Source organism: Bacillus sp. PS217 (genome assembly GCF_037963535.1).
Classification (GTDB): Bacteria; Bacillota; Bacilli; order Bacillales; family Bacillaceae; genus Bacillus; species Bacillus subtilis.
On the sequence record NZ_CP150157.1, the window covers coordinates 2275738 to 2297664 of the forward strand.

Annotated in this window: 23 protein-coding genes and 1 riboswitch; of the genes, 2 read left to right on the top strand and 21 right to left on the bottom strand. The window is 42.0% G+C overall.

Features of this window, described 5'->3' with window-relative positions; translation table 11 throughout:
• Positions 1-36: 36 nt before the first annotated feature.
• The 15 genes from cmk to NSQ83_RS11645 all read right to left on the bottom strand — a co-directional run bounded on the left by cmk (position 37) and on the right by NSQ83_RS11645 (position 13476).
• Positions 37-711, bottom strand: a complete 675-nt coding sequence (cmk, locus tag NSQ83_RS11575; RefSeq protein ID WP_024572170.1) for a (d)CMP kinase — start codon at positions 709-711, stop codon at positions 37-39.
• Positions 712-789: 78 nt separating this feature from the next.
• Positions 790-966, bottom strand: coding sequence for a YpfB family protein (locus NSQ83_RS11580; protein ID WP_003230553.1), 177 nt, complete (start codon positions 964-966; stop codon positions 790-792).
• Between the two features lie 44 nt (positions 967-1010).
• On the bottom strand, positions 1011-1664 hold the full coding sequence (gene dgrA, locus NSQ83_RS11585) for a cyclic di-GMP receptor DgrA (protein WP_339238415.1): 654 nt from the start codon (positions 1662-1664) through the stop codon (positions 1011-1013).
• A 93-nt stretch (positions 1665-1757) separates the two neighbouring features.
• Positions 1758-3110, bottom strand: a complete 1353-nt coding sequence (gene ypeB / locus NSQ83_RS11590; RefSeq protein WP_003230547.1) for a germination protein YpeB — start codon at positions 3108-3110, stop codon at positions 1758-1760.
• 34 nt (positions 3111-3144) lie between these two features.
• Complete coding sequence (sleB, locus tag NSQ83_RS11595) at positions 3145-4062, bottom strand: spore cortex-lytic enzyme (protein ID WP_015714181.1); 918 nt, start codon at positions 4060-4062, stop codon at positions 3145-3147.
• A 152-nt stretch (positions 4063-4214) separates the two neighbouring features.
• The gene (gene prsW, locus NSQ83_RS11600; protein ID WP_003230542.1) at positions 4215-4871 is read right to left on the bottom strand and encodes a glutamic-type intramembrane protease PrsW; all 657 of its coding nucleotides are present in this window, start codon (positions 4869-4871) and stop codon (positions 4215-4217) included.
• A 119-nt stretch (positions 4872-4990) separates the two neighbouring features.
• Positions 4991-5965: a YpdA family putative bacillithiol disulfide reductase gene (locus NSQ83_RS11605; RefSeq protein WP_129092503.1), complete on the bottom strand. Its 975-nt coding sequence runs from the start codon at positions 5963-5965 to the stop codon at positions 4991-4993.
• Positions 5966-6073: 108 nt separating this feature from the next.
• Positions 6074-7348: an NAD-specific glutamate dehydrogenase gene (gene gudB / locus NSQ83_RS11610; RefSeq protein ID WP_003230536.1), complete on the bottom strand. Its 1275-nt coding sequence runs from the start codon at positions 7346-7348 to the stop codon at positions 6074-6076.
• A gap of 155 nt (positions 7349-7503) precedes the next feature.
• Positions 7504-8088 carry a genetic competence negative regulator gene (locus NSQ83_RS11615; protein ID WP_003230533.1) on the bottom strand — a complete coding sequence of 195 codons (585 nt, stop codon included), beginning with the start codon at positions 8086-8088 and terminating at the stop codon, positions 7504-7506.
• 158 nt (positions 8089-8246) lie between these two features.
• Complete coding sequence (locus NSQ83_RS11620) at positions 8247-9026, bottom strand: metallophosphoesterase (protein WP_003230532.1); 780 nt, start codon at positions 9024-9026, stop codon at positions 8247-8249.
• Positions 9027-9111: 85 nt separating this feature from the next.
• Positions 9112-9555, bottom strand: coding sequence for a YpbF family protein (locus NSQ83_RS11625; protein ID WP_003230531.1), 444 nt, complete (start codon positions 9553-9555; stop codon positions 9112-9114).
• A 62-nt stretch (positions 9556-9617) separates the two neighbouring features.
• Complete coding sequence (locus tag NSQ83_RS11630) at positions 9618-10355, bottom strand: LysM peptidoglycan-binding domain-containing protein (RefSeq protein ID WP_198878663.1); 738 nt, start codon at positions 10353-10355, stop codon at positions 9618-9620.
• Positions 10306-10908 carry a CPBP family intramembrane glutamic endopeptidase gene (locus tag NSQ83_RS11635; RefSeq protein ID WP_198298753.1) on the bottom strand — a complete coding sequence of 201 codons (603 nt, stop codon included), beginning with the start codon at positions 10906-10908 and terminating at the stop codon, positions 10306-10308. The genes NSQ83_RS11630 and NSQ83_RS11635 overlap by 50 nt, the downstream gene beginning before the upstream one ends.
• 26 nt (positions 10909-10934) lie before the next feature.
• A complete protein-coding gene (locus tag NSQ83_RS11640; RefSeq protein WP_015251799.1) occupies positions 10935-12425 on the bottom strand; it encodes an ATP-dependent DNA helicase RecQ in 1491 nt (496 codons plus the stop codon).
• The gene (locus NSQ83_RS11645) at positions 12418-13476 is read right to left on the bottom strand and encodes a helix-turn-helix domain-containing protein (RefSeq protein WP_217024492.1); all 1059 of its coding nucleotides are present in this window, start codon (positions 13474-13476) and stop codon (positions 12418-12420) included. The genes NSQ83_RS11640 and NSQ83_RS11645 overlap by 8 nt, the downstream gene beginning before the upstream one ends.
• A gap of 265 nt (positions 13477-13741) precedes the next feature.
• On the opposite strand from NSQ83_RS11645, the gene NSQ83_RS11650 reads away from it, so the two are divergent.
• Complete coding sequence (locus NSQ83_RS11650) at positions 13742-13990, top strand: ferredoxin (RefSeq protein ID WP_003225461.1); 249 nt, start codon at positions 13742-13744, stop codon at positions 13988-13990.
• A 39-nt stretch (positions 13991-14029) separates the two neighbouring features.
• On the opposite strand, the gene fmnP is transcribed toward NSQ83_RS11650, so the two are convergent.
• A complete protein-coding gene (fmnP, locus tag NSQ83_RS11655; RefSeq protein WP_004399159.1) occupies positions 14030-14602 on the bottom strand; it encodes a riboflavin transporter FmnP in 573 nt (190 codons plus the stop codon).
• Between the two features lie 153 nt (positions 14603-14755).
• Positions 14756-14890, bottom strand: a riboswitch (FMN riboswitch).
• Positions 14891-15098: 208 nt separating this feature from the next.
• Between fmnP and serA the strand changes: the two genes are divergently transcribed.
• The gene (gene serA / locus NSQ83_RS11660) at positions 15099-16676 is read left to right on the top strand and encodes a phosphoglycerate dehydrogenase (protein WP_004398713.1); all 1578 of its coding nucleotides are present in this window, start codon (positions 15099-15101) and stop codon (positions 16674-16676) included.
• Between the two features lie 42 nt (positions 16677-16718).
• On the opposite strand, the gene aroD is transcribed toward serA, so the two are convergent.
• The 5 genes from aroD to resD form a co-directional block, all read right to left on the bottom strand.
• Positions 16719-17486, bottom strand: a complete 768-nt coding sequence (aroD, locus tag NSQ83_RS11665) for a type I 3-dehydroquinate dehydratase (RefSeq protein ID WP_015714185.1) — start codon at positions 17484-17486, stop codon at positions 16719-16721.
• A 111-nt stretch (positions 17487-17597) separates the two neighbouring features.
• The gene (rsiX, locus tag NSQ83_RS11670) at positions 17598-18704 is read right to left on the bottom strand and encodes an anti-sigma-X factor RsiX (RefSeq protein WP_217024376.1); all 1107 of its coding nucleotides are present in this window, start codon (positions 18702-18704) and stop codon (positions 17598-17600) included.
• Positions 18640-19224: an RNA polymerase sigma factor SigX gene (sigX, locus tag NSQ83_RS11675; RefSeq protein WP_003230521.1), complete on the bottom strand. Its 585-nt coding sequence runs from the start codon at positions 19222-19224 to the stop codon at positions 18640-18642. The genes rsiX and sigX overlap by 65 nt, the downstream gene beginning before the upstream one ends.
• 203 nt (positions 19225-19427) lie before the next feature.
• Entirely contained in the window at positions 19428-21197 is a 1770-nt protein-coding gene (gene resE, locus NSQ83_RS11680; protein WP_339238425.1) for a sensor histidine kinase ResE, read from the bottom strand.
• Complete coding sequence (gene resD / locus NSQ83_RS11685; RefSeq protein ID WP_003246107.1) at positions 21194-21916, bottom strand: DNA-binding response regulator ResD; 723 nt, start codon at positions 21914-21916, stop codon at positions 21194-21196. The genes resE and resD overlap by 4 nt, the downstream gene beginning before the upstream one ends.
• Between the last annotated feature and the right edge of the window lie 11 nt (positions 21917-21927).

Genomic DNA, 21927 nt, shown 5'->3' on the forward strand with positions numbered 1-21927 from the left:
CGTTGAAAAATTCAAAAAAAGTGGCATTTGCCATCCTCAGCGGGACTTTTGCTCCACAGCCTCGAGGATTTTATCAGCTACCTCTTGAATGGAAAGCGATGTCGTGTCGATTTCAAGAGCGTCTTCTGCTTTACGCAACGGAGATACTTCGCGCTCTGAATCAAGCTTGTCTCTTCTTGCAATTTCCTCAATTAATGTTTCGAAGTTGACATCAAAGCCTTTTTTCACATTTTCTTCATAACGACGTTTCGCTCTCTCTTCAACAGATGCCAAAAGAAAGATTTTTACTTCTGCATTTGGCAGCACATGCGTCCCGATGTCACGACCATCCATGACGACGCCGCCTTTTTCCCCAAGCTGCTGCTGGCGTTTCACCATCTCTTCTCTGACACTTCTGTGCTTGGCCGCAATTGAAACTTGGTTGCTGACTTCATCTGTTCTGATCGCCTCAGTTACATCGGTGCCGTTTACAAGCACTTTTTGTCCATCTTTTGTTGTAATCAGCTCAATGTCTGTCCGCTTTAGCAGCTCAGCCAGTTTTTCTTCATCTGTCAGATCAACGTTTTCCTGTAAAGCCGCGTACGTAATCGCCCGATACATCGCTCCTGTATCAATATATATGTACGATTTTTTCTCAGCCACAATTTTGGCAACGGTGCTTTTCCCCGCAGCTGCCGGGCCGTCGATTGCAATCGATAATTTCTTTTCCATAATTCCTCTCCTTGCTCTTTTCTCCTCTATGGATTGTATCACGAACTTTATGAAAAAGGGTGAAAAATTGATGAATAATTAATGTTTGAAGGTTTCAATCCTATTGTTTTCCTCCATTTTATCCACCCCTTCATATTGAATCACTTTTGATACGTATGGTTCAATATGCTGATAGTGAAAAAGAAATTGGACACCAAGTAAAATGATGGCCTGAATGAACAATAATTTGATCAGCAGCCGTTCAAATGTTTTCATTGGAGCACCTCCATTACAAATAGTATGGAAGTGTTTGCCGATGTTTATTCCATTCGGGCCTTTCTTCTCTTATTTAACTGGCGCCTGATGCAGTATTGAAGCAAAGCCTGCTGGTCACCTGCTGCAATTTCTGAATACTCTAAAGTCATTTTTCGTTTTTCTGACTTGGGGTCATTAAAGATTCGTCTGACAACTGCTTCTGTTTCTATTTGACGTGTGTGCTCCTCTTCAGGAAGACGGATGATCAGGCGCAATGATTCCCCCGATTGAAAAGAAAGGCCATCAGCTAAAACCACGGAGATGCCGCCTGCACTGATGTTATAGGATAGTGTGCGGATCTCTTCTTCATTTCCCGGCTGAATTTGCACATCTAATACCGCATCAGTTCTTACATATTGGCGGCGCTGGATTCTTTTCATTTTTTCACGTGGAGGCACTTCAAGACAGATCATTTGAAGTTTGTCCTTCACTTTACCTTTTATACGGCTTGTAAAGCGATAAGGAACTTCGTCTTTTCCCACAAACTCTACCGTTACTTCCATATCGTTATGTAAAATCACAGTTCGCCCTGTAACTATATCAACAGGATACGCGATCAAAAGTTCATTGTTTTCAATGCTGACCGCCTTGCTTTTTGCCTTTTTCAATTCATTTTCTTCTATATATTCTAAAAGTACATTTTCTCCAATCTCTATCATCGACTTCACTCTTTCGCATTCAATATACTCACGTTTTTATTAAAGCACGTAATGAAAAAAAGGAAAAGACATTTAGTCCTTTCCTCCTGTTTTTTATAGGTCTTTATATATAGGTTCTGCATTTTTTAGTTTTTCAACCTTTTCTTCCGATCCGTCTTTGGCATTGATATACATTCTGAATGTGTCATTTTCAATTGTCCCAAGCATTTCGTAGCATAACACTTCTTGACCTAGTTCATTTGTAATCAAAGCGAGCCTTGTTTCTCTCACTTGTACATTTTTATTTAATTTAGACTTTGCCTCTGCTTCAGTAATTGCAGGCTTAGGTATGGTTCTTTTTCTGTGAGATGTGAGGAAGTCTCTTGCTGAAAAGCCGACAACCTCACCGTCATCCAAGGCCACTTTCATACGAATTGCCTCGGGGTACATCCGGACTTTATTTTCAACAGGAACATATGAAAATACACCGATTTTATCATATTGGGCACTTTCATCAATTTCCAAATCATCTGTTTCAAATCCGTTTTTCTTTAAAAATGCAAGCGCTCGGTTCGATCCGTCATTTAAACTGATTTTCTGATCTTTCACTTCTCTGTTTTGGATCAAGTATACCGGATGCCCGCCCTTCTTCGTAATATCCATATAAATCACTGCTTTATGGTCTGGGTCTTTCATGCTGATGCTATATACATCGCGATTTGTTTTTTTTCCGCTCTTTACCACTTTAATTGAATAATTGTCATCTGGGGCAAAGCGCTCAGCAATTTGTTTTGCTTCCTGTTCGGAAATTTGTTTTCCCTTCAGATGGCTGAAGCCTTTCTCTTCTTTTTTCGTACTGGTGAAACTCGGGCCAAGATCAGTGCCAGTGGAGAATGCACCAACATTTTTTTCGACTGTTTTAAAGCTGTTGATAATCGTATTATCACTTTGTTTTTCGTCAGAAGCCAGGGCCATTTCTACGTCCATCCAACGAAGGTTTTTGCTCATGACAAGGTGCTGAACATGACGCAATTCATTTTGTATATCTTCGGACTGCTGATATAGCTTATTTAGTGATGTATACTCGTTTTTATCAAGCGGCTTTTGGTCCAAATCTCTGACTGACGTTTTATAGCTGAAATCGCCGATCTTTGATAATAGCTCTTCAGTTTTATTAAACGGCATTAATGTAAGCGGCAGCTGACTGACGCTGTTATGAGCTTCTGATGTAATCCTCCACACATCGATCAATGCAGGCGACAGTGATTTTTGGCTGTTCATGGCAAGTGTTGTTCCGATTTTATCATGAAGCTGATCCACCTGATAGGTAAGCTCATGAAACGCCCGCTGATAGTTATTTTCAGCATGAAGAAGAACTGCGTCTTTTTCCTGGTGTTCTTTGTATCCCCAGTAGCCTGTACCGACTATTGCAATACCAAGCACGGCGATTAAAATTCCTCTGATCATTTATCACACCTCTTTTTATGCTTTCTCATATCTGCTACTCACAGAAAATGTGTTTACCGATTCTTTTAATCTGCGGACGCCCCCAAATCCACGGACTTGTAGCCGTATCCGGATTAAAGTAGTAAAGTGCTTCCTCTGATGGGTCCCAGCCATTGATGGCATCCAGCACTGCTTCTCGGGCCGTTTCATTCGGCTGCATGTAAATTTGTCCGTCGGCTACTGCTGTGAAGGCAAGCGGCTCAAAAATAACCCCCGCTACTGAATTTGGAAATAACGGGCTGTTCAAACGGTTTAAAATGACTGCTGCAATAGCAACCTGCCCCTCGTACGGCTCGCCCCGCGCTTCGCCATAAACCGCTTGAGCAAGCAGCCTGATATCGTTGTTGGAAAATCCACCAGGCATGTTCGCTGCTACCGCGTCCTGTTTTCTTGCTTTTGCTGGTGTATTGTTTTGCTGTTTATTCGCATTCGCTTTAGGCTGCTGCGTTGTTTTTTCCGCAGGCTGTTTCTGCCGTGCTTCTGCTTGTTGTCTTGCCTTTTGTGTTGCTGCTTTTGATGGTTTCGTCTGATACTTTAGCGGAATTTTTCCGTAATGCGTGAATGTATTCCCTTTATTGAGCTGTTCCATGACATATTCACGATAGTATTTTGATTTACATATTAAGGTTTGCTTTGTTTTAGCTCCTACAAGGCCGTCAACCTCTTTTAACCCGAATTGATCCTGAAAATTTCGAACTGCCCAGTACGTCCCCCATCCATAAACCCCGTCAATTTTTCCGTTATAATATCCGTTGTATTGAAGACGCGCCTGAAGCTCGACCACATCATCCCCGGTTGCCCCTCTTTGAATGACCTGATTCGAAAAGGCAGAGATCGTTTCAGTATTAATAAACGTCGTTATTGTAAAGGAAAAAAGGATGAGACATGCCATAATCGATCCTTTGGACTTCATCTTTTCAAGCCTCCTACTGCAAATTTTTAAGTGTAATCGTATTTTCTGTAACGAGGTTATTTTTATACACTCTTTCCTTGTTATCCCTCAGAACATAAAAACTCTTTTGTAAAAACTGCACACAAAAAAGCCGCACGGTTGCTGTGCGGCTTCTATACTTGCATCATATTAACGGAACGGGCTTTTTTCGCTTTACGCAAACCAAACCACCATAAAAATACCATAAATGGAAGCATATAATAAATCCAATTGCTAAGCGCTGTTAGGATAAAATCATATGATCCATGCAAAAGGGATGGGACAACTAAAGAAAGAGTAAGCCACTTTACACGCGCCTTATCGGCGGAAAAACGGGCTTTTCCAAGGTAAAATCCCATTATAACGCCAATCAAGGCATGGCATGAAACAGGCAGCAGCGCCCTGACAAACGCATGCTCCACGCCGTGGCCAATTAAATAAAGAATATTTTCGAGGGTTGCAAAACCGAGTGATACACTTGCACCGTACACAATCCCGTCATAATGCTCATCAAAGTGGGCGTGCGGGTAAACACTGATCATCAGTATAAACCATTTTAATGATTCCTCCAAAAACCCCGAAGATAAAAAAGAAACGAAAAAGCTTCCGCCTCCTACATTCTCTTTTTCAAGTACATACTGGATAAACATGATGGGAAATACAAGAACAACCCCGAGAAAAAACGACCGTAGCACCATATGTACAGGTTCATTATCATACTGATCTTTTAAATAAAAATAACTTAATAACGCGATGCCGGGGGCAATTCCTGCAGAGATGATTGCAAACATCAGGCAACCTCTTTCCTTTATATTCCTACGTCTATCCTACCATGTTGTTTAAAATTTTACATCTGTCTGCACTTAAAAAAACAAAAAGAGCATACGAATGCATCATATGCTCCTCATCTTTAATGGTTTTCTCTTTTGGCGATTTCCGCTGCAATATGCCCCCCGTGAAACCTGCCGTTTTCAATAAATATTTCATTTGCATTGTTTCCCGCAGCAATAACACCGGCAATAAAGACACCTTCAACGTTCGTTTCCATCGTTTCTTCGTTGAAAAATGGACGCCCTGTTTCTTTATCAATTTCAACACCAATTTTTTCAAGAAATTGATGATCGGGATGATAGCCTGTCATGGCAAATACAAAATCATTTTTAATGGCAATGAGTTCTTTCTCTCCGGAGCGAAACACAACTTCATTCTCGGTGATTTTTTCGACACAAGCGCCAAATTCCATACGGATTGTACCGTTTCTGACGAGAGCTTCAAATTCCGGCAGAATCCACGGCTTAATGCTCGGAGAATACTCATTGCCCCTATATAAAACTGTGACACGCGCCCCAGATTTCACGAGTTCAAGGGCGGCGTCCACGCTTGAATTTTTCCCGCCGATGACAACAACATCTTTATCAAAATACGGGTGGCCTTCTTTAAAATAATGAAATACTTTCGGCAAATCCTCACCGGGTACGCCCATATAGTTTGGATGATCATAATAGCCTGTGGCGATGATACAATATGGCGTCGTGTAGGTCTCTTTTGACGTCTCAATAACGAATGTGTTATTTTGCGTTTTCGTCACTTTACGCACCATTTCAAACGCATTAACACGGATGTTTTTCCGTTTAACGACTTCCCGGTAATACGATAAAGCCTGAATTCTGACAGGCTTCCTGTTCTCTGTAATAAATGCCACATCTCCGATTTCGAGCTTTTCACTTGAACTGAAAAAGGTTTGATGCGTCGGGTAATTGTAAATACTGTTAACGACATTGCCTTTTTCGATGACGAGGGCATCAATGCCAATTTGTTTTAGGTGAATGGCAGCAGATAGTCCACAAGGTCCTCCGCCTATAATAATTGCTTTTTCTTGAATCATTTCTGTCAACTCCTGCGATTGGCATTTCACTTCATATTTTCTATTTCCGAATAAAAAAATCTCCTATTTTATCATAGGAGATTTTTTATTTTTATGCAAATCATCAACTTATATCCAGCCTCTAAAACGCGAAGCTTCAGCCATTTTGCGAACGCCGACCATATATGCAGCGAGCCTCATGTCAATTCTTCGGTTGTTAGCCATTTCGTAAATATTGTTAAATGATTTGACCATCATTTTTTCTAATTTTTCTTCTACCTCTTCTTCACTCCAGTAGAAGCCTTGGTTATTCTGAACCCATTCAAAATAAGAAACTGTTACGCCACCGGCACTTGCCAGCACGTCTGGTACAAGCAGAATGTCCCGGTCTGAAAGAATTTTTGTTCCTTCAAGCGTTGTTGGTCCGTTCGCTGCTTCAACGACAATTTTAGCCCGGATATTATGGGCATTTTCTTCTGTAATTTGATTTTCAATCGCAGCAGGAACGAGAATATCACAATCCAGCTCCAGCAGCTCTTGGTTGGTAATGGTATCGTTGAAAAGCTTTGTTACGGTACCGAAGCTGTCGCGTCGGTCGAGTAAATAATCGATATCAAGGCCTTCCGGATCATAAAGTCCGCCATACGCATCTGAGATGCCGACAACTTTTGCCCCCGCATCATGCATAAATTTTGCCAAATAGCTTCCCGCGTTTCCGAAGCCTTGGACAACGACACGCGCACCTTTAATATCGATGCCTCTCTTCTTAGCCGCTTCTTTAATACAGATGGTAACACCTTTTGCTGTCGCAGATTCTCTCCCGTGAGATCCGCCAAGCACAAGCGGTTTGCCTGTAATAAATCCAGGCGAATTAAATTCATCAATTCTTGAATACTCATCCATCATCCAAGCCATGATTTGTGAGTTTGTAAATACATCCGGTGCCGGCACGTCTTTTGTCGGGCCGACAATTTGGCTGATCGCTCTGACATACCCTCTGCTCAGACGCTCCAGCTCTCTAAACGACATATCCCTTGGATCACAAACAATTCCGCCTTTACCACCGCCATATGGAAGATCAATTATGCCGCATTTTAAACTCATCCAAATTGAAAGCGCCTTCACCTCTTTTTCTGTTACATTCGGGTGAAAACGTATCCCGCCTTTCGTTGGACCGACAGAGTCATTGTGCTGCGCACGATATCCTGTGAAAATCTTAACTGAACCGTCGTCCATACGAACAGGTATTTTTACCGTTAATAATCTCATCGGCTCTTTTAACAATTCGTATACCTCTTCGGGATATCCCAATTTTTCCAGAGCCTTATGTATTACGGTTTGGGTTGATTTTAATACATCAAGTTTGTCCTCTTCTGTATGACCGGTGTTTCGATCGGCTGCCATTTGAGTTAACCTCCTAGAATCTTCTGTTTCTCACATGCTCCCTTTCAGAGAATAGTATACACCTTCATATGATCTGTGCATAGAATAAACGTTATGTTTTTCCATGTTTTTTAACGAAAAAAAACTGCTGAAATCAGCAGTTTTCCGTTGCATTCTTATGAAAAATGAGTTTGTATCGTTTCTACGGCATTACCGTCCATAATGAGCTTACCATACTCTTGCAGGCGATAAATCGTTAAAGTTGTCGGATTGCCGTATTCAGCCAGAACCGCCACAACCCCTTCAGCCGTATGTGACCCTAGATCTTCAAGGCTTAAAAAGTACTGCCCGTCATAGTGGTAGACAGTTCCCCCTGTGATACCGATTCGCTGTAAGCTTTCTGAAAGCTGAATGATATCTTCAAAGGAATGGAATTGATATATGATGTCCGCGCTTTCATCAAGCTTGACTTGCATTTCGATGTAATCATCATCATACTCATCGTCTTCTGAATCGGCGTCTTGGTTCTTTGTTACAATCACGACCATCCCTTGTGCTTGGAGAGAATACACTTCCACTGCAATCGGTCCATTCGCTTCAAAGCCGAGCTCTGTATTTGCTTCATTCATCATATCTTTAAATAACTGGTGGACTTTAAATGAGTCCTTCCAGAGGTCTTCTTTTGTCAATCCCCGGTCTGTCAAATCATCGAGGGTTAAAAAGATTTTGATCTTATTATAATTCAGACGCTCAAGCCGCATAACGTTCCCTCCTGCCTCTACTTGCACACAAATCATATAACACATTATATGAGATGATGAGTCATAGGTTCTTAATTGTTATCAGTTTACACTGAGTTCACTAGTAAGACAAGCACAATGCAGTTTTTATTGCCATACGGATTTTTGCTTTTTAGAAGTTATTCTGGCCCGCAAAGAGTCACAATGTGAGTTTCAGGCTCAGCACCTAAACGAAGAGGCACTTTTGTCGTGCCGTAGCCGTTGCTGATTAGATATGCCGCGTTTTTAACAATACCTGTTTTCCCCAGTTCATAAGGGCCGAATTTTCCAAACCTGATCTGGCCTCCATGGGTATGTCCGCTGAGTATCACATCAATACCGTCATCTTCATTGATTTGTTCATGAATCTCCGGATTATGGCAAACCAGAATATTCAGCTGGCTTTCATCAAGTTCTTTGATGGCTTCCTCATAATGATCCATCTCCATCCTGATATCATCAACCCCCGCAATCGCAATCGTATGCCCATTGTATGAAAACGGGACTGACTCATTTCTCAGAGTGATGACGCCGTGCGCTTTAAATATGGAATACAGCTTATGCTGCCTGACTTCATAATCATTATTCCCCCACACAAACACGATAGGGACCCCGAAATGTACGAGCCTTTTGATGTTTTCCTCGATTCTCGCACTGGGCACCCCGCCCTCAGCTAAATCACCGCCGATTATAACCAAGTGGGGGGCATGGCTTCGCGCTTTTTCTAAAAGGTCTTGATCGATGAGACGTTTGTGAATGTCTGAAATAAAAAAGATTGTCAGAGGCGGCTTGCCCTTCATCTTTGATAAAGGAAACGTATGTGTCTTCAAATGATTGCCTTTTGCTGTTGCATACATTTTTGCCGTCATTGCCGCTGCCGCAACAGTTAGTACACCGGCAATTTTCACTGATAGCTTCATAAAAAACTCTCCATTCTTTTTAGAACTTATCAATAAGACGGACAATAAAAAAAGACGTTTCTATCGTTTGAGAAAACGCCCCATTTTATTTACTTTCAAAATATAGATTAATGTCATATTTGTGCTTCATCATATGAAAAACAGACTCTCTCGCCTTCCATTTATCGGGCTGCGGCCAGAGATCAGTGCTTTTCTGAATAATTTCACATCTCAGTTTATGGAAATCGGTCTCGGATTTTTCTTCCTTTTTCTTGAAATAATATGAAGTGCAGTAGGCAAAAGCGGTTGCCAGCATCCAAAATAAATAAAAGGTATGGCTAAGTATTTCTTGAAGTATAAGCTGAGGCTCCGGGCTTTTGATCATGATCATAACACATAATAAGCCTAGGCAGATAAGTGAAGCCCATCGCCATCTGCGGCATTGTGCTGCATAATTTTCGAATTTTTGTTTTCGTTTTACCAGCGCTTGGAGCATCTGTTTGGTCGGCGCGTCTGTAAACTGATCCAGCTGATTCCATAAGGATTCCATACGCTTCACACCTTGTCCATTTTCATTGCTACAATATATGAACGTAAAATAAAAATAATACCCTATTCATCCATTAAAGGGATGTCCAAAACTTGTCCGGTGTAAACATCATTTCCATTCAGATGATTATATGCTCGAATTTTTTCTTCTCCTGTCCGGCTTTTATAATACTTCATGGAAATGCGGTATAGCGTTTCTTTCTTTTGGACGGTGTGCTTAACAACGCGATTCGGCACATTTTGAACTGGCTCAGCCGGCTGCTGTTGCTGTTCTTGCTGTTGTACTGTTGATTGGGAAGAGGAAGCAGCCGCGGCGGTTGCTTCCTCCTTATTTGCCGAGTCTTCTTTTTCTGCTACAGCAGTCTGTTTCTTATCATCAGCGGTTTTTGCCGGCTCTTTTGGCTTGGAATCTTCAGGCTCTTTTTTTGACTCCTTCTGCAGTGCGGTCTCTTTAGTGTCTGCGGTATCGTTTTTATCCTCTGATTTCGGGACAACCTCATATTTGCTTTGGCTGCTGTCAATAAAAACATCTTCATAATCGTCATGATTATCCGGGTGGCTCTTTAGATAAAATAAGGTGACTAAAACGATAACCGGCACAAATACAAATATTACTGCGAGTACTGTGAATAATGGCGTTTTTGTTTTGCCTTGCTTTTTTTTCTGTTCTCTTTGATTTTTTACAGATTGTCTTGTCGGAAGGCTTTCTCCATCATCGACATAATCGTCCGCCAATGCGGCGTTTTGATCTTCATAAAGATCCTGGGCTTTTCTTCTCTCTACTCTCGACATGTTCGTCATGTTTATCCCTCCTCACATGTTCAAAACGAATCTGACAGGCAAACACGGCATCAATGATAAAATGCGCCGTCATCGGAACAAATAAGTTGCCGGTCCATTCATACATCAGACCGAGCAAAAAGCTGATTGCTGTCACCATAATAAATAACAGCCATTTTGACAAATACCGAAAGTGCAGAGCGGCAAATATAAGGCTGGCCGCCCATAAACCGATATGAGTCTGCAGCACTCCTCTGAATAACATTTCTTCCGCGAAAGCAATCAGAAGCGTTAAAAATATAATATGAGGGATTGACCTCTTACTGAATATTTTTTTATTGATTCCGCCGTCATCATATAAATGAGACGGAAACCATTTCATTACTGCCATATCGGCTAAAATAACAATAACAGCTATAGAAACACCATACCAGATGATTCGCATATCGCGAATGTCCCAGAGCTTTAATACGTCCCGTACATCCTCAAAAAAGAACAGTCCTGCTGCAGCAGCGGCAAAGATGATGAGTAGCTGCGTCAAATATAACTGCTTCAGCATATCATGGTCAGTCATATGCTGAATATAATCTTTTTGCTGTTTCAGTTCAGCTCACCTACAGTCTGCAAGCTGAATATCCGGTGCAATTCCGAACTCCAGCTGTCTAATGGCGCCATTTTACTCCGTTCCCCTTTTTGTTCATACAAGGATAAATCAAAACCGCAATGTGAACAGCACGGGAGGTTTCCGTCATCAGGCTCGTATGATTCATCAAAGTAGGTTAACAGTGCCTGCCTTAAACAGCCGTCACGCTGAAGCAAAAATGATACACGGTGCATTTTTTCCAGCTTCAGCTCCATGCGATATGAAATTTCTTTCTTCATCAGTTCAACTGATGTTTTTCCCTGCATAAAGAGATGAATCATCATACGGGCCTGTGTCTCTCCGACGCCATACTGAAGTAATACGTCACGCAGCCTTCTCTCATCCCGCTCCTCCGTCTTCTCTAGCACACGGATTACGTCGGCGATTTCTTCAGCTGTGACACTCTCCATCTGGATAATTTGTTCCTGCAATTCAAAATCCCCTGGCGCCCGCAGCAAAATGCTGACACTCGGCTTTCCGTCGCGTCCCGCTCTGCCGATTTCCTGCATAAAAGCTTCTGCCGTCTGCGGGAGGTGAAAATGAATTACATATCTGATATCAGGTTTATCGACACCCATTCCAAACGCATTCGTACAACATATCACATCAAGCTGGTTATGAATAAACTGCTGCTGAATTAAAATCCTGTCCCCTGACTCCAAACCGCCATGGTAAAAGTCGGCTCTGCTGCTCGTTTTGCTTTTAATTTCACCCGCTAATTCCTCGGCCCATTTCCGTGTTGGACAATAAACAATTCCCGGACCTTGCAGGTTTTCAACCAGCTGAATGACCCTATCTATTTTTTCGGCAGTATCCGCCGCATTTTCAACCCTCAGTGCGATGTTTGGGCGGTTGACTGAGTTGAGATGGCGTACAGCATGCTGCAGCTCCAGCAGGTTCATGACATCTTGCAGCGTTTCCTTTGTAGCCGTGGCGGTCAATGCCAGAACGGGCGGGTGTCCAAGTTTTTTTCTCAGCTGTCCGAGCTTTGAATAATCAGGCCTGAAGTCGTGTCCCCATTCAGAAATACAATGCGCTTCGTCAATAACAAATAGGCTAATCGGAACGCTTTTCAATTTTTCCAATACATATGGAGACTGTAAAGCTTCAGGAGACAAGTACAAAAATTTATATCGATGAATATGTTCTAAAACAAATTGTCTTTCCTGCCTGTTAAGCATGCTGTTCAAAGCTGCAGCACGCTTTTCCCCCCGGGCTTTGAGCTGCTGCACCTGATCCTCCATTAAAGAAAGCAGTGGAGAAACGATTAATACCATGCCGTCAAGCATATAACCAGGCAGCTGGTAGCAAAGCGATTTCCCTCCCCCAGTCGGGAGCATTGCAATGGTATCCTTCCCGCTGAGTATGCTTTCAATAATGTCCTGCTGCCCTTTTTTAAAGGAAGTAAAACCAAAAAACTGATATAACGTTTGCTGTAATTTAGTCATATTGCTGCACCTGCTTTGTCAATGCCAGTCTGATTTGAAAGTAGCTGAACCGCTGTTCCAGCCCGTCGCGAATTTGTTTGATTTTATTCGTCCGCATCCGTTTGGCAAACTCTGCGATTTGAAGCTGGTCTTCTGCTGATACATAGTCATTAATCATAAACGCAGGCTCATGGAGAGAAATCTCGACAATGTGGTCTTCAATCGTCGCTGTTTTCAGCTTTCTGATTTCAGCAATTCGCTGTATCGGAAACCCTTGTTTGACCATCTGCCATGTTTTCCTCGTCGACTCTGTCAGGGCATTATCTAAGCGCACATCAGAAAGGAGATCCTTTAACAAAGCATCTTCACACTCCGGAAGAGAATGAATAAAATAATGTACCGAAGCCCAAAACATGATATAGACATACCATTCGTCTTCTTTCAGCGTATCAGCAAGCTGCCTGCTCGTATAACCTATCCGATGGTGCGAGGTTAAGGAGTAGACAAAAATTTGCGCTGCTTTGTTTTCAATCTTTTTCAAATGCGCCTCAAGCATGGCAAAAAGGCTTTTTGCCATCTCTATATGATCCGTATGCCGGGACAGGTATTTCTTTACCCAGTGAAGTGTCTTATGATCCTTTGTGACAGGGATATACTGCCTGCTCCCTTGCTGTTTATGGGATAGGACCTGCACAAGCAGCGAAAGCCTTTTCCAAAGCACGCCGGCAGCCTGCTGATAATGAGCGCCGTGACAATGAACGGGCCAAGGCCGCTCGCTAAGGGCATGTCTCAAAACTGCTGCGCCGCTGGCTGTCACTTTGTATGTATCTGATTCAGACATTGGCGCGAGATATGAATGCTTTTCAAGCTTGTCAAGCGACGCAGAAATATCGCTTCTCGAACATTTTGCCGCCATTCCAAAGTATTTTGCAGTCTGAAATAAGCCGGCATCTTGAATGGTCTGTGACGATCTCTTGCCTTTGAATAGGTGAAAAACAGCGCTTCCCGACCGTTCCCCGTTTATTTTGCAAAGACAATCGAGAACCATAATATCGAAGTAATTTAATGACAACCTATCCACCTACATTCTTCCTGACAAAAATCGTTGATTTGCTCTTTTTATTTTAACAGATTTCAAACAGAAATCGACGTTTAAAGTCATCATTAAGGGGGATGTTATGTAGATAACCCCTTATGTGATAAGCATTCTCAATCATTTTTCTGTTGAAATGTGGCAGCAACATCATTACAATAAGTAAGAGGAATAGGTGTTAAATTGATTAAATATAAAGATTGATCCATTTGTTCCACCAAGAACAATCTGGGAGGTTTTATTCATGGCAAAGTACACAATCGTAGACAAAGATACATGTATTGCATGCGGCGCTTGCGGAGCTGCTGCACCAGACATTTACGATTACGATGATGAAGGCATCGCGTTCGTAACGCTTGATGAAAACAAAGGTGTTGTCGAAGTTCCTGAGGTACTGGAAGAAGATATGATTGACGCATTTGAAGGATGCCCTACTGATTCCATCAAAGTGGCGGATGAGCCATTTGAAGGCGACCCGCTTAAATTTGAATAGAAGTAACTAAAAAAAGCTCCCGAACGGGAGCTTTTTTATTTAATGGATATGTGCACTTCGCTGCTGCTCAATCCATGGCTTAAGCTTGATAAAAATTAGTGAGAATACAACCGTAATTACAATACCTTTTATCATGTTAAACGGCAGGATACCTGCGACGACTGCTGTTTTTAGCGCGCTGTCGGATAATGCCGGTGAATGTAAAAACCACGTGTATGCCGGAAGAATCAGAACATAATTTAAAATACTCATTAAAATGGTCATCGCTGCAGTTCCCAAAAGCAGGCTGACAGCCAAGCCCTTTGCTGAGTTGAGTTTTTTAAATAAGAAAGCAGTCGGTAATATAAAGAGCGTTCCTGCAATAAAATTCGCAACTTGCCCTACAGGAACTCCGGCCATGCTTCCCTGAATGATATACTGAAGAACATTTTTTATCGCTTCTACGGCAATACCCGCCAAAGGTCCGTAAATCAGAATGGCAATAATAGCGGGAACGTCGCTAAAATCGATTTTTAAATAATCCGGAAGACCCGGAAACGGGAAATTTAACAGCATCAAAACAAATGCAATGCTGCTCAGCATGCTGACCACAACTAATTTTTTTACTTTCACTTCATTCTCTCCTTTTCGATCACATCTTACTCGAAAACGGAAAGGTTCTTTTCCAGCCAATAAAAAAACCGCTTCATATATAAAAGCGGGGTTTCGAAAATTAGGCTAGGTAAAGAAACGTTTGAAAAATTCAATTTCAAAACGCTTATGAACCTCCATCTTCTCCCATCCAGACTGTACTGTCGGCTCCGGAATCTCACCGAATCCTGCTGTAAAGACAGCTCGCGGGCTTAGAGCCATTGGCTCATCACCGCCGGTAGGGAATTTCACCCTGCCCCGAAGATTGATCATATGAAATTTAATTACATTATAAACGATAACTGGTTTGCTGTATAGAGAATTGCTTCAAATTAAATATATTACCTGCAAGCTGTCAGATCATTGATTTATTAGGCTTTACTTTTATCCTTTACTGCGTCAATACACGTTGACACTCTTTTGAGAATATGTTAAATTATCAGATATTTAGTTTGTCAATTTAGGAGGAAATCTAACGATGTTTCGAGTATTGGTCTCAGACAAAATGAGCAACGACGGTTTACAGCCACTTATTGAATCAGACTTTATTGAAATCGTTCAAAAAAACGTAGCAGATGCAGAAGATGAATTACATACTTTTGATGCTCTTTTGGTGCGAAGCGCGACAAAAGTAACAGAAGACCTTTTCAACAAAATGACTTCTTTAAAAATTGTCGGAAGAGCCGGTGTCGGTGTCGATAATATCGATATTGATGAGGCTACGAAACACGGGGTAATCGTGATCAATGCTCCGAACGGCAACACCATTTCGACAGCTGAGCATACATTTGCAATGATCTCTTCTTTAATGAGACACATTCCGCAGGCTAATATCTCAGTGAAATCCAGAGAGTGGAACCGCACAGCTTATGTCGGTTCAGAGCTTTATGGAAAAACGCTTGGTATTGTAGGATTAGGCCGTATCGGAAGTGAAATTGCACAGCGTGCGAGAGCATTCGGTATGACTGTGCACGTTTTTGATCCTTTCTTAACGGAAGAAAGAGCGAAAAAAATCGGCGTAAACAGCCGTACATTTGAAGAAGTGCTTGAAAGTGCGGATATCATTACCGTTCACACGCCTTTAACAAAAGAAACAAAAGGCTTATTGAATAAAGAAACGATTGCAAAAACGAAAAAAGGCGTTCGCTTAATTAACTGTGCGCGAGGCGGAATTATCGATGAAGCAGCACTTCTCGAAGCTTTGGAAAACGGGCATGTTGCGGGAGCGGCTCTTGACGTTTTCGAAGTTGAACCGCCAGTTGACAACAAACTTGTTGATCATCCGTTAGTCATTGCCACTCCTCACTTGGGAGCATCAACGAAAGAAGCACAGCTCAATGTCGCCGCCCAAGTGTCAGAAGAAGTTCTGCAGTTCGCAAAAGGCCTGCCTGTCATGTCAGCTATCAACCTGCCTGCCATGACAAAAGATGAATTTGCTAAAATTAAGCCTTACCATCAAATTGCAGGAAAAATTGGCAGCCTTGTATCACAGTGCATGAAAGAACCAGTACAGGATGTTGCCATTCAATATGAAGGCACAATTGCTAAACTTGAAACATCGTTCATTACAAAAGCCCTTCTGTCAGGCTTTTTAAAACCGCGCGTAGACTCTACTGTTAATGAGGTCAATGCCGGGGGTGTCGCAAAAGAACGCGGCATCAGCTTCAGTGAAAAAATTTCCTCTTCTGAATCTGGATACGATAACTGCATCAGCGTAAAAGTGACAGGTGACCGCAGCACCTTTACTGTAACGGCTACGTATATTCCTCATTTCGGAGAACGAATTGTCGAGATCAATGGATTTAATATTGATTTTTATCCGACTGGTCACTTGGTGTATATCCAGCATCAAGATACAACAGGTGTCATCGGCCGAGTAGGACGTATTCTCGGAGATAATGATATTAACATTGCAACTATGCAGGTTGGCCGTAAGGAAAAAGGTGGAGAAGCCATCATGATGCTTTCCTTTGACAGACATCTGGAAGATAAAATTGTGAAAGAACTAACAAATGTCCCTGATATTGTGTCTGTGAAGCTCATTGATCTGCCCTAATCAAAAAAACTCAAGCTATAAAGCTTGAGTTTTTTTATTGTTCTATCCTCGTGTGTTTTTATGCAAAATGTCTAAGACACTCCTTAGCTCAGAAACAGGTATTTGACCTGGTGCGGACGCCTCTTCTCCAGCTCCAAAAGTACAAGCCGATCCAAAAACCTCACCGCTCAGCCTGCTGATGAGCCCTGTTGCAGCCATTGACATTGTAATAATGGGGCGGTCTGCATATTTTGTTTTCATTGTATACGTCGCATCAAGCAGTGTTAGGAGATCTCCAGTATCATTCGGCATGACAGCCATTTTTGGAATATGCGCGCCTAAGTCCTGCATTTTTCGAAGTCTGGAAAGAATTTCATCTTTTACAGGTGTTTTTTCAAAGTCGTGATTTGACATCACCACATAGACGTTGTTTTCTTCCGCCAGCGATACTAACGCTTTTACATTTGCATCTCCTGAAAATAATTCGATGTCTATCAGATCGATGTCTTTTGTTTGGATTGCCGATTCTAGCAAAGCAAGATAGGAGCTTTCGTCCATCTCCATGCTCCCGCCCTCTTTGTGGGTTCTGAATGTAAATAGAAATAGCTTGTCTTCTAAAGATTTACGAAGCTTAGAAATGAGCTTTGTGACCGCTTCTCTGTCATTCGCTTTTTCAAATACGTCGACTCTCCATTCAACAATGTCCGGATTCAGTAATTTTACTGCCTCTGCTTCATTCAGAATTTGTTTTTCCGTCTTTCCCATCAGCGGAACGATGATTTTCGGCATTCCTTCCCCGATGGAAACTCCTTTAATTGTTAACACGTTCACTCATCTCAAATCCTTTCAATCGTTACCTTGTTTTATTATACACGTACAACTTTTTTTTGAAAATTTCTATTATATGAATAGCAACTAAAAAAGAGCCTCAAAGGGCCCATTTTAGTTTAAGAAAATCGGATTTGGAGCAGCCGGTACCGGAATTGCATCTGATACGTCATATTTGCCGATTTTGTTTGTTCTGGTTTCGGTAAAGGTCACTTCTGTGAAGCCAAACTCTTTTGCGGTTAAAAGAAGTCCCTCAATCATTAAAATACTGGCAATAGAATCCTCAACTTCTGAGTCCTTTGAGAAACGGATATATAAGTGCTTCTGTTTCTTCGTTACAGATTGGACAGTACCCGCTTGAATAAGCGGTGTTGTATCTTTTTGACTGCTCGATTCCATTTCCTTAATCGCTTCTTTTACTGTATCAAAAGAATGATTTGACGGAACGAGAAAGTCTTGTCCTTGTTTATTTTGGTACAAGTAGTAGGATCGTTTTGACTGTTTGGAAATCGAAATTTCCGTAAAAGTGCCATATGAGCCAATCTGAACCCCACTCTCATTTTGATCCGATAGAAATTTGACTTTTTCATAAGGACTCCATTTTAAGGATTCTTTAAGCAATTTTTTTAACAGTGTATCATCTTTTACAGAAAATGCCGTAGCTGGCTGATGGACTCGTATACTTAATTCCTTCTGCTTTGGTTTTTCTTTTATTTCTACTTCATCTATGAAGGATGGAATTGTAATGGCATGATCAAGGATGCCCAATTCACTACTTTCAAACAGCATATCCTGGATCGTTTGGTGTGCATTTGTTTTTTGGATGCTGACGGGTATGATTGCGGATGTATCGGCATCAGCAACTGCTACAGTGATGTAATTGTCTTGTTCCTTTTCAGGTACAACAAACGATGTATGATCCAAGGACGATGCAGCTTTTGGGCTGTCTTCTGTCTCAGTTTTCGTTACTGCGTTCTCTTGGGACGCTTCTTTTTGTTGAGGCTGTGCCTGATCAAAGAAATGAGGAGAAATAATGAAGGCGATATAAACCGCAATTGCAGCGGCACACGCGGGGCCAATCCACCTGACAGCGGGCTTATTTTTACGCTTTGCCATCGTCAGCCGCTTGTAAATATCCTGAGGCGAACGATGGTCTTTAACTGCCGGAAGTTGACTTAACAACTCCTTTATCTGTTCTTCGTTCCATTCTGACTTCATCATCCATTAGCTCCTCCCTCAAAAGCTCCATATGTTTCCGAAGTACTTTGAGCCCTCTGTGTTGGGTCGTTTTTACTTTGCTTTCCGAGAAGCGCAGAGCCTTGGCTGTTTCCTGTATTGAATATCCCTGAATAAACCGCAAGATAATCACAGCTCTTTGATCGATTGTACATTGATCAAGCGCAGCATAAATTTCCCGGACATTTTCATGTTGAACCGCAAGTTCGTCCGGCAGCAATTGCTGATCCCTGACATCCTGTGTATCCCAGTCAAATGTACCGAGTATACGCTGTCTGATTGTTTGCTGTTTACGGAACCAGTCTATCGCAACATGGCGTGCGATAGACAAAAGCCATGTTTTTTCACTGCTTCTTCCTTCAAACGTATGATAAGAATTTAATACCCGGATATAAACCTCTTGAAGAAGGTCTTCTGTCTGGTTTTTATCCTTTACCATATAAAATAAAAATTGGTACAAATCTTGATGATATGTATCATATAATAATTGAAAGGTTTCTTCCATTTGAAACCCCTCCGTTCACTTTTTTGTCGTATGAATAGCTTGAAAAGTTACATTACAACTATATTACGAGTAACTGGAATTTGGAAGGGAATTTATATTAACATATCCTTAAATTTTATTAATGTTGGCTATTAAAAAAACACCCGCTCAGTCAGCGGGTGTTTCTTATGGAACAAGATTCTTCGGCAAATTCAGACTCGATTTTACCGTTTTGTCGGAATATAAAAAGAAAATGTTGTTCCTTTATCTATTCGGCTGTGCACAGTAATTGATCCGTTGTGGGCTTCCACGATATTTTTAACGATAGCCAGCCCTAAACCGGTTCCTGCTCTGCCCCTTGTCCGCGCTTTATCTGCCTTATAAAACCGCTCAAAGATAAATGGCAGATCTTCTTCCGGTATGCCGGACCCGGAGTCTTTGATATCAATTTTCAATCCATCCTTCACAGAATGGACTGAAATGGAGACACTGCCGCCGGCTGAAGTATGCCGCAGCGCGTTATCAATCAAATTGGTAAATACCTGCTCCATCTTGTCTTCATCAAACAGAAATTCCTCTTCTGTGAGAGAAATGTCATGATCTAAAGCAATATTTTTTTCTTTCGCAACACCCGAAAACTTCCGAATGATCTTTTCTAAAAACTCATTCACATTGATTTTTTCATAATGTAAGCCTGTATGGCCTGATTCCATTCGGGCTAAATCAAGCAAATCATTAACTAAACGGCCCATTCGGAGCGATTCGTCATAAATGATTTGGGCAATTTCTTTCCGGTCTTCTTCAGAGCTTGCAATGTCATCGACAATTGCTTCACTGTATCCCTGAAGCATGGAGATCGGTGTTCTCAGCTCATGACTGACATTTGCGATAAAGTCCTCCCGCAGCTTATCAAGGCGGCGTTCTTCTGTCATGTCACGCAGTACGGCAACCGCTCCTCTTACGTGCGATTCCGCATAAAGCGGCGACATCAAAAGCACCCATGATCTGCCTTGCAGCGTCATCTCAATCATTTGTTCTTTTTCAGTGCTGACAGCGTTTTGAAACAGCTCTTTTGCTTCAGGCGGAAGGTTGTCGCCTTCTTTGATATTCATGTTCTGTTCATAATACCAAGCCTGAAGAAAACGTTCAGCCGGCGGGTTGGTCACAAGAATCGTACCGTCAATATTAATGGTAATAACCCCGTCAGCCATACTGCTCAAAATGTTAGAAAGCTGCTCTTTTTCTTGATTGAGCGCATTGATATGAAAGTTAAGCTGCCGGCCCATTTGATTAAAAGCGGTCGCCAGTTCACCGATTTCATCCTGAGTTAAAATCGGGATTTTTGTATCGAACTTGCCCTTCGCCAAATCCTGCGCGCCTTCTCTCATTTTTCGGAGAGGGTACGTGACCCTGCTTGATAAAAAGAATGCGAAAAATGTGGTCAGCACAATCGCAATTCCAGCGGCAAGAAAAATATAGCGGGTCGTATGTTTTGTTGTATCTTTAACGGCAAGCAAAGACTGGGATAAAAAGACCATGCCTTTCTTTCCGTCTTTTTCATACGGGACACCTACAATCAGGCGTTCATTATCCGTGTCTGTATCGCTCAGTCCCGTCCGTTTGCTTACTTTTTTATGGTCTTGGAGAGCTTTATTTAAGTCTTTGTCATGCTGTATTTGCTCAACCGTAATAGACGACAGGCGATTTTTATCATTCGGAGAATACCAGTGGTTCTTCTCATCCTGGATGATGGCAATGCTTGTTAAGTTATCAGCGAGCTCCCAAGTGATTGACCTTGCCAGTGCCTGGTCCTCGTGATTTTCTAGGATGACAGCAACTTTATTCGCAAGCTGTGTTAAATCATTCTCGGCTTCTTCCACATGGTAGTTTTCAATAAACTCCAGCAAAAGAACCGTTAAAATGAACAATACGATCAAGACGAGTGAAAGGATCGTAAACCACAGCTTGCCTACTACGCTTTTCCAAAATTTCATTCAGCGCCGACCTCAAATTTATAACCTACACCCCATACGGTGACAATTTTTTTCGCAGCCTCCGGAGAAACCTTGTTCAGCTTCTCTCTCAAGCGTTTGACGTGAGTGTCCACTGTCCGTAAATCACCAAAAAACTCATATTGCCACACTTCTTTCAGAAGCTTTTCCCGATCATACACCTTGTCAGGCGTTTTCGCTAAGAAATATAGAAGCTCATACTCTTTTGGCGTCAGGCTCACTTCTGTTCCATCAGCTGTTACGCGGTGAGCATCATGGTCTATGGACAGATGTGAAAACACGAGCACATTTTTCGTCGGTGTATTGGCATTGAAATAAGAGGTTTGGGATGCTCTTCTCAAAAGGGCCTTTACACGCAGCACGACTTCTCTCGGGCTGAACGGCTTAACAATATAATCATCTGTTCCCGCTTCAAACCCCTGCACCCGGTTTGCTTCTTCTCCTTTTGCGGTCAGCATAATAATGGGTGTCGCTTTTTTTTCACGAATTTGCCGGCACACTTCAATTCCATCAGTCCCCGGCATCATCAGATCAAGCAAAATTAAGTCATAATTGGCTTCAAGCCCTTTGGCAATGGCCTCATCACCATTTTCCGCTTCATCTATAGCATAATTTTCACGTTCAAGATACATTCTTAAAAGGCGGCGAATTCTGGCTTCGTCATCAACTACTAATATTTTTGTTTCGTTCGTTTGGTCCATGTTTTCCCCCT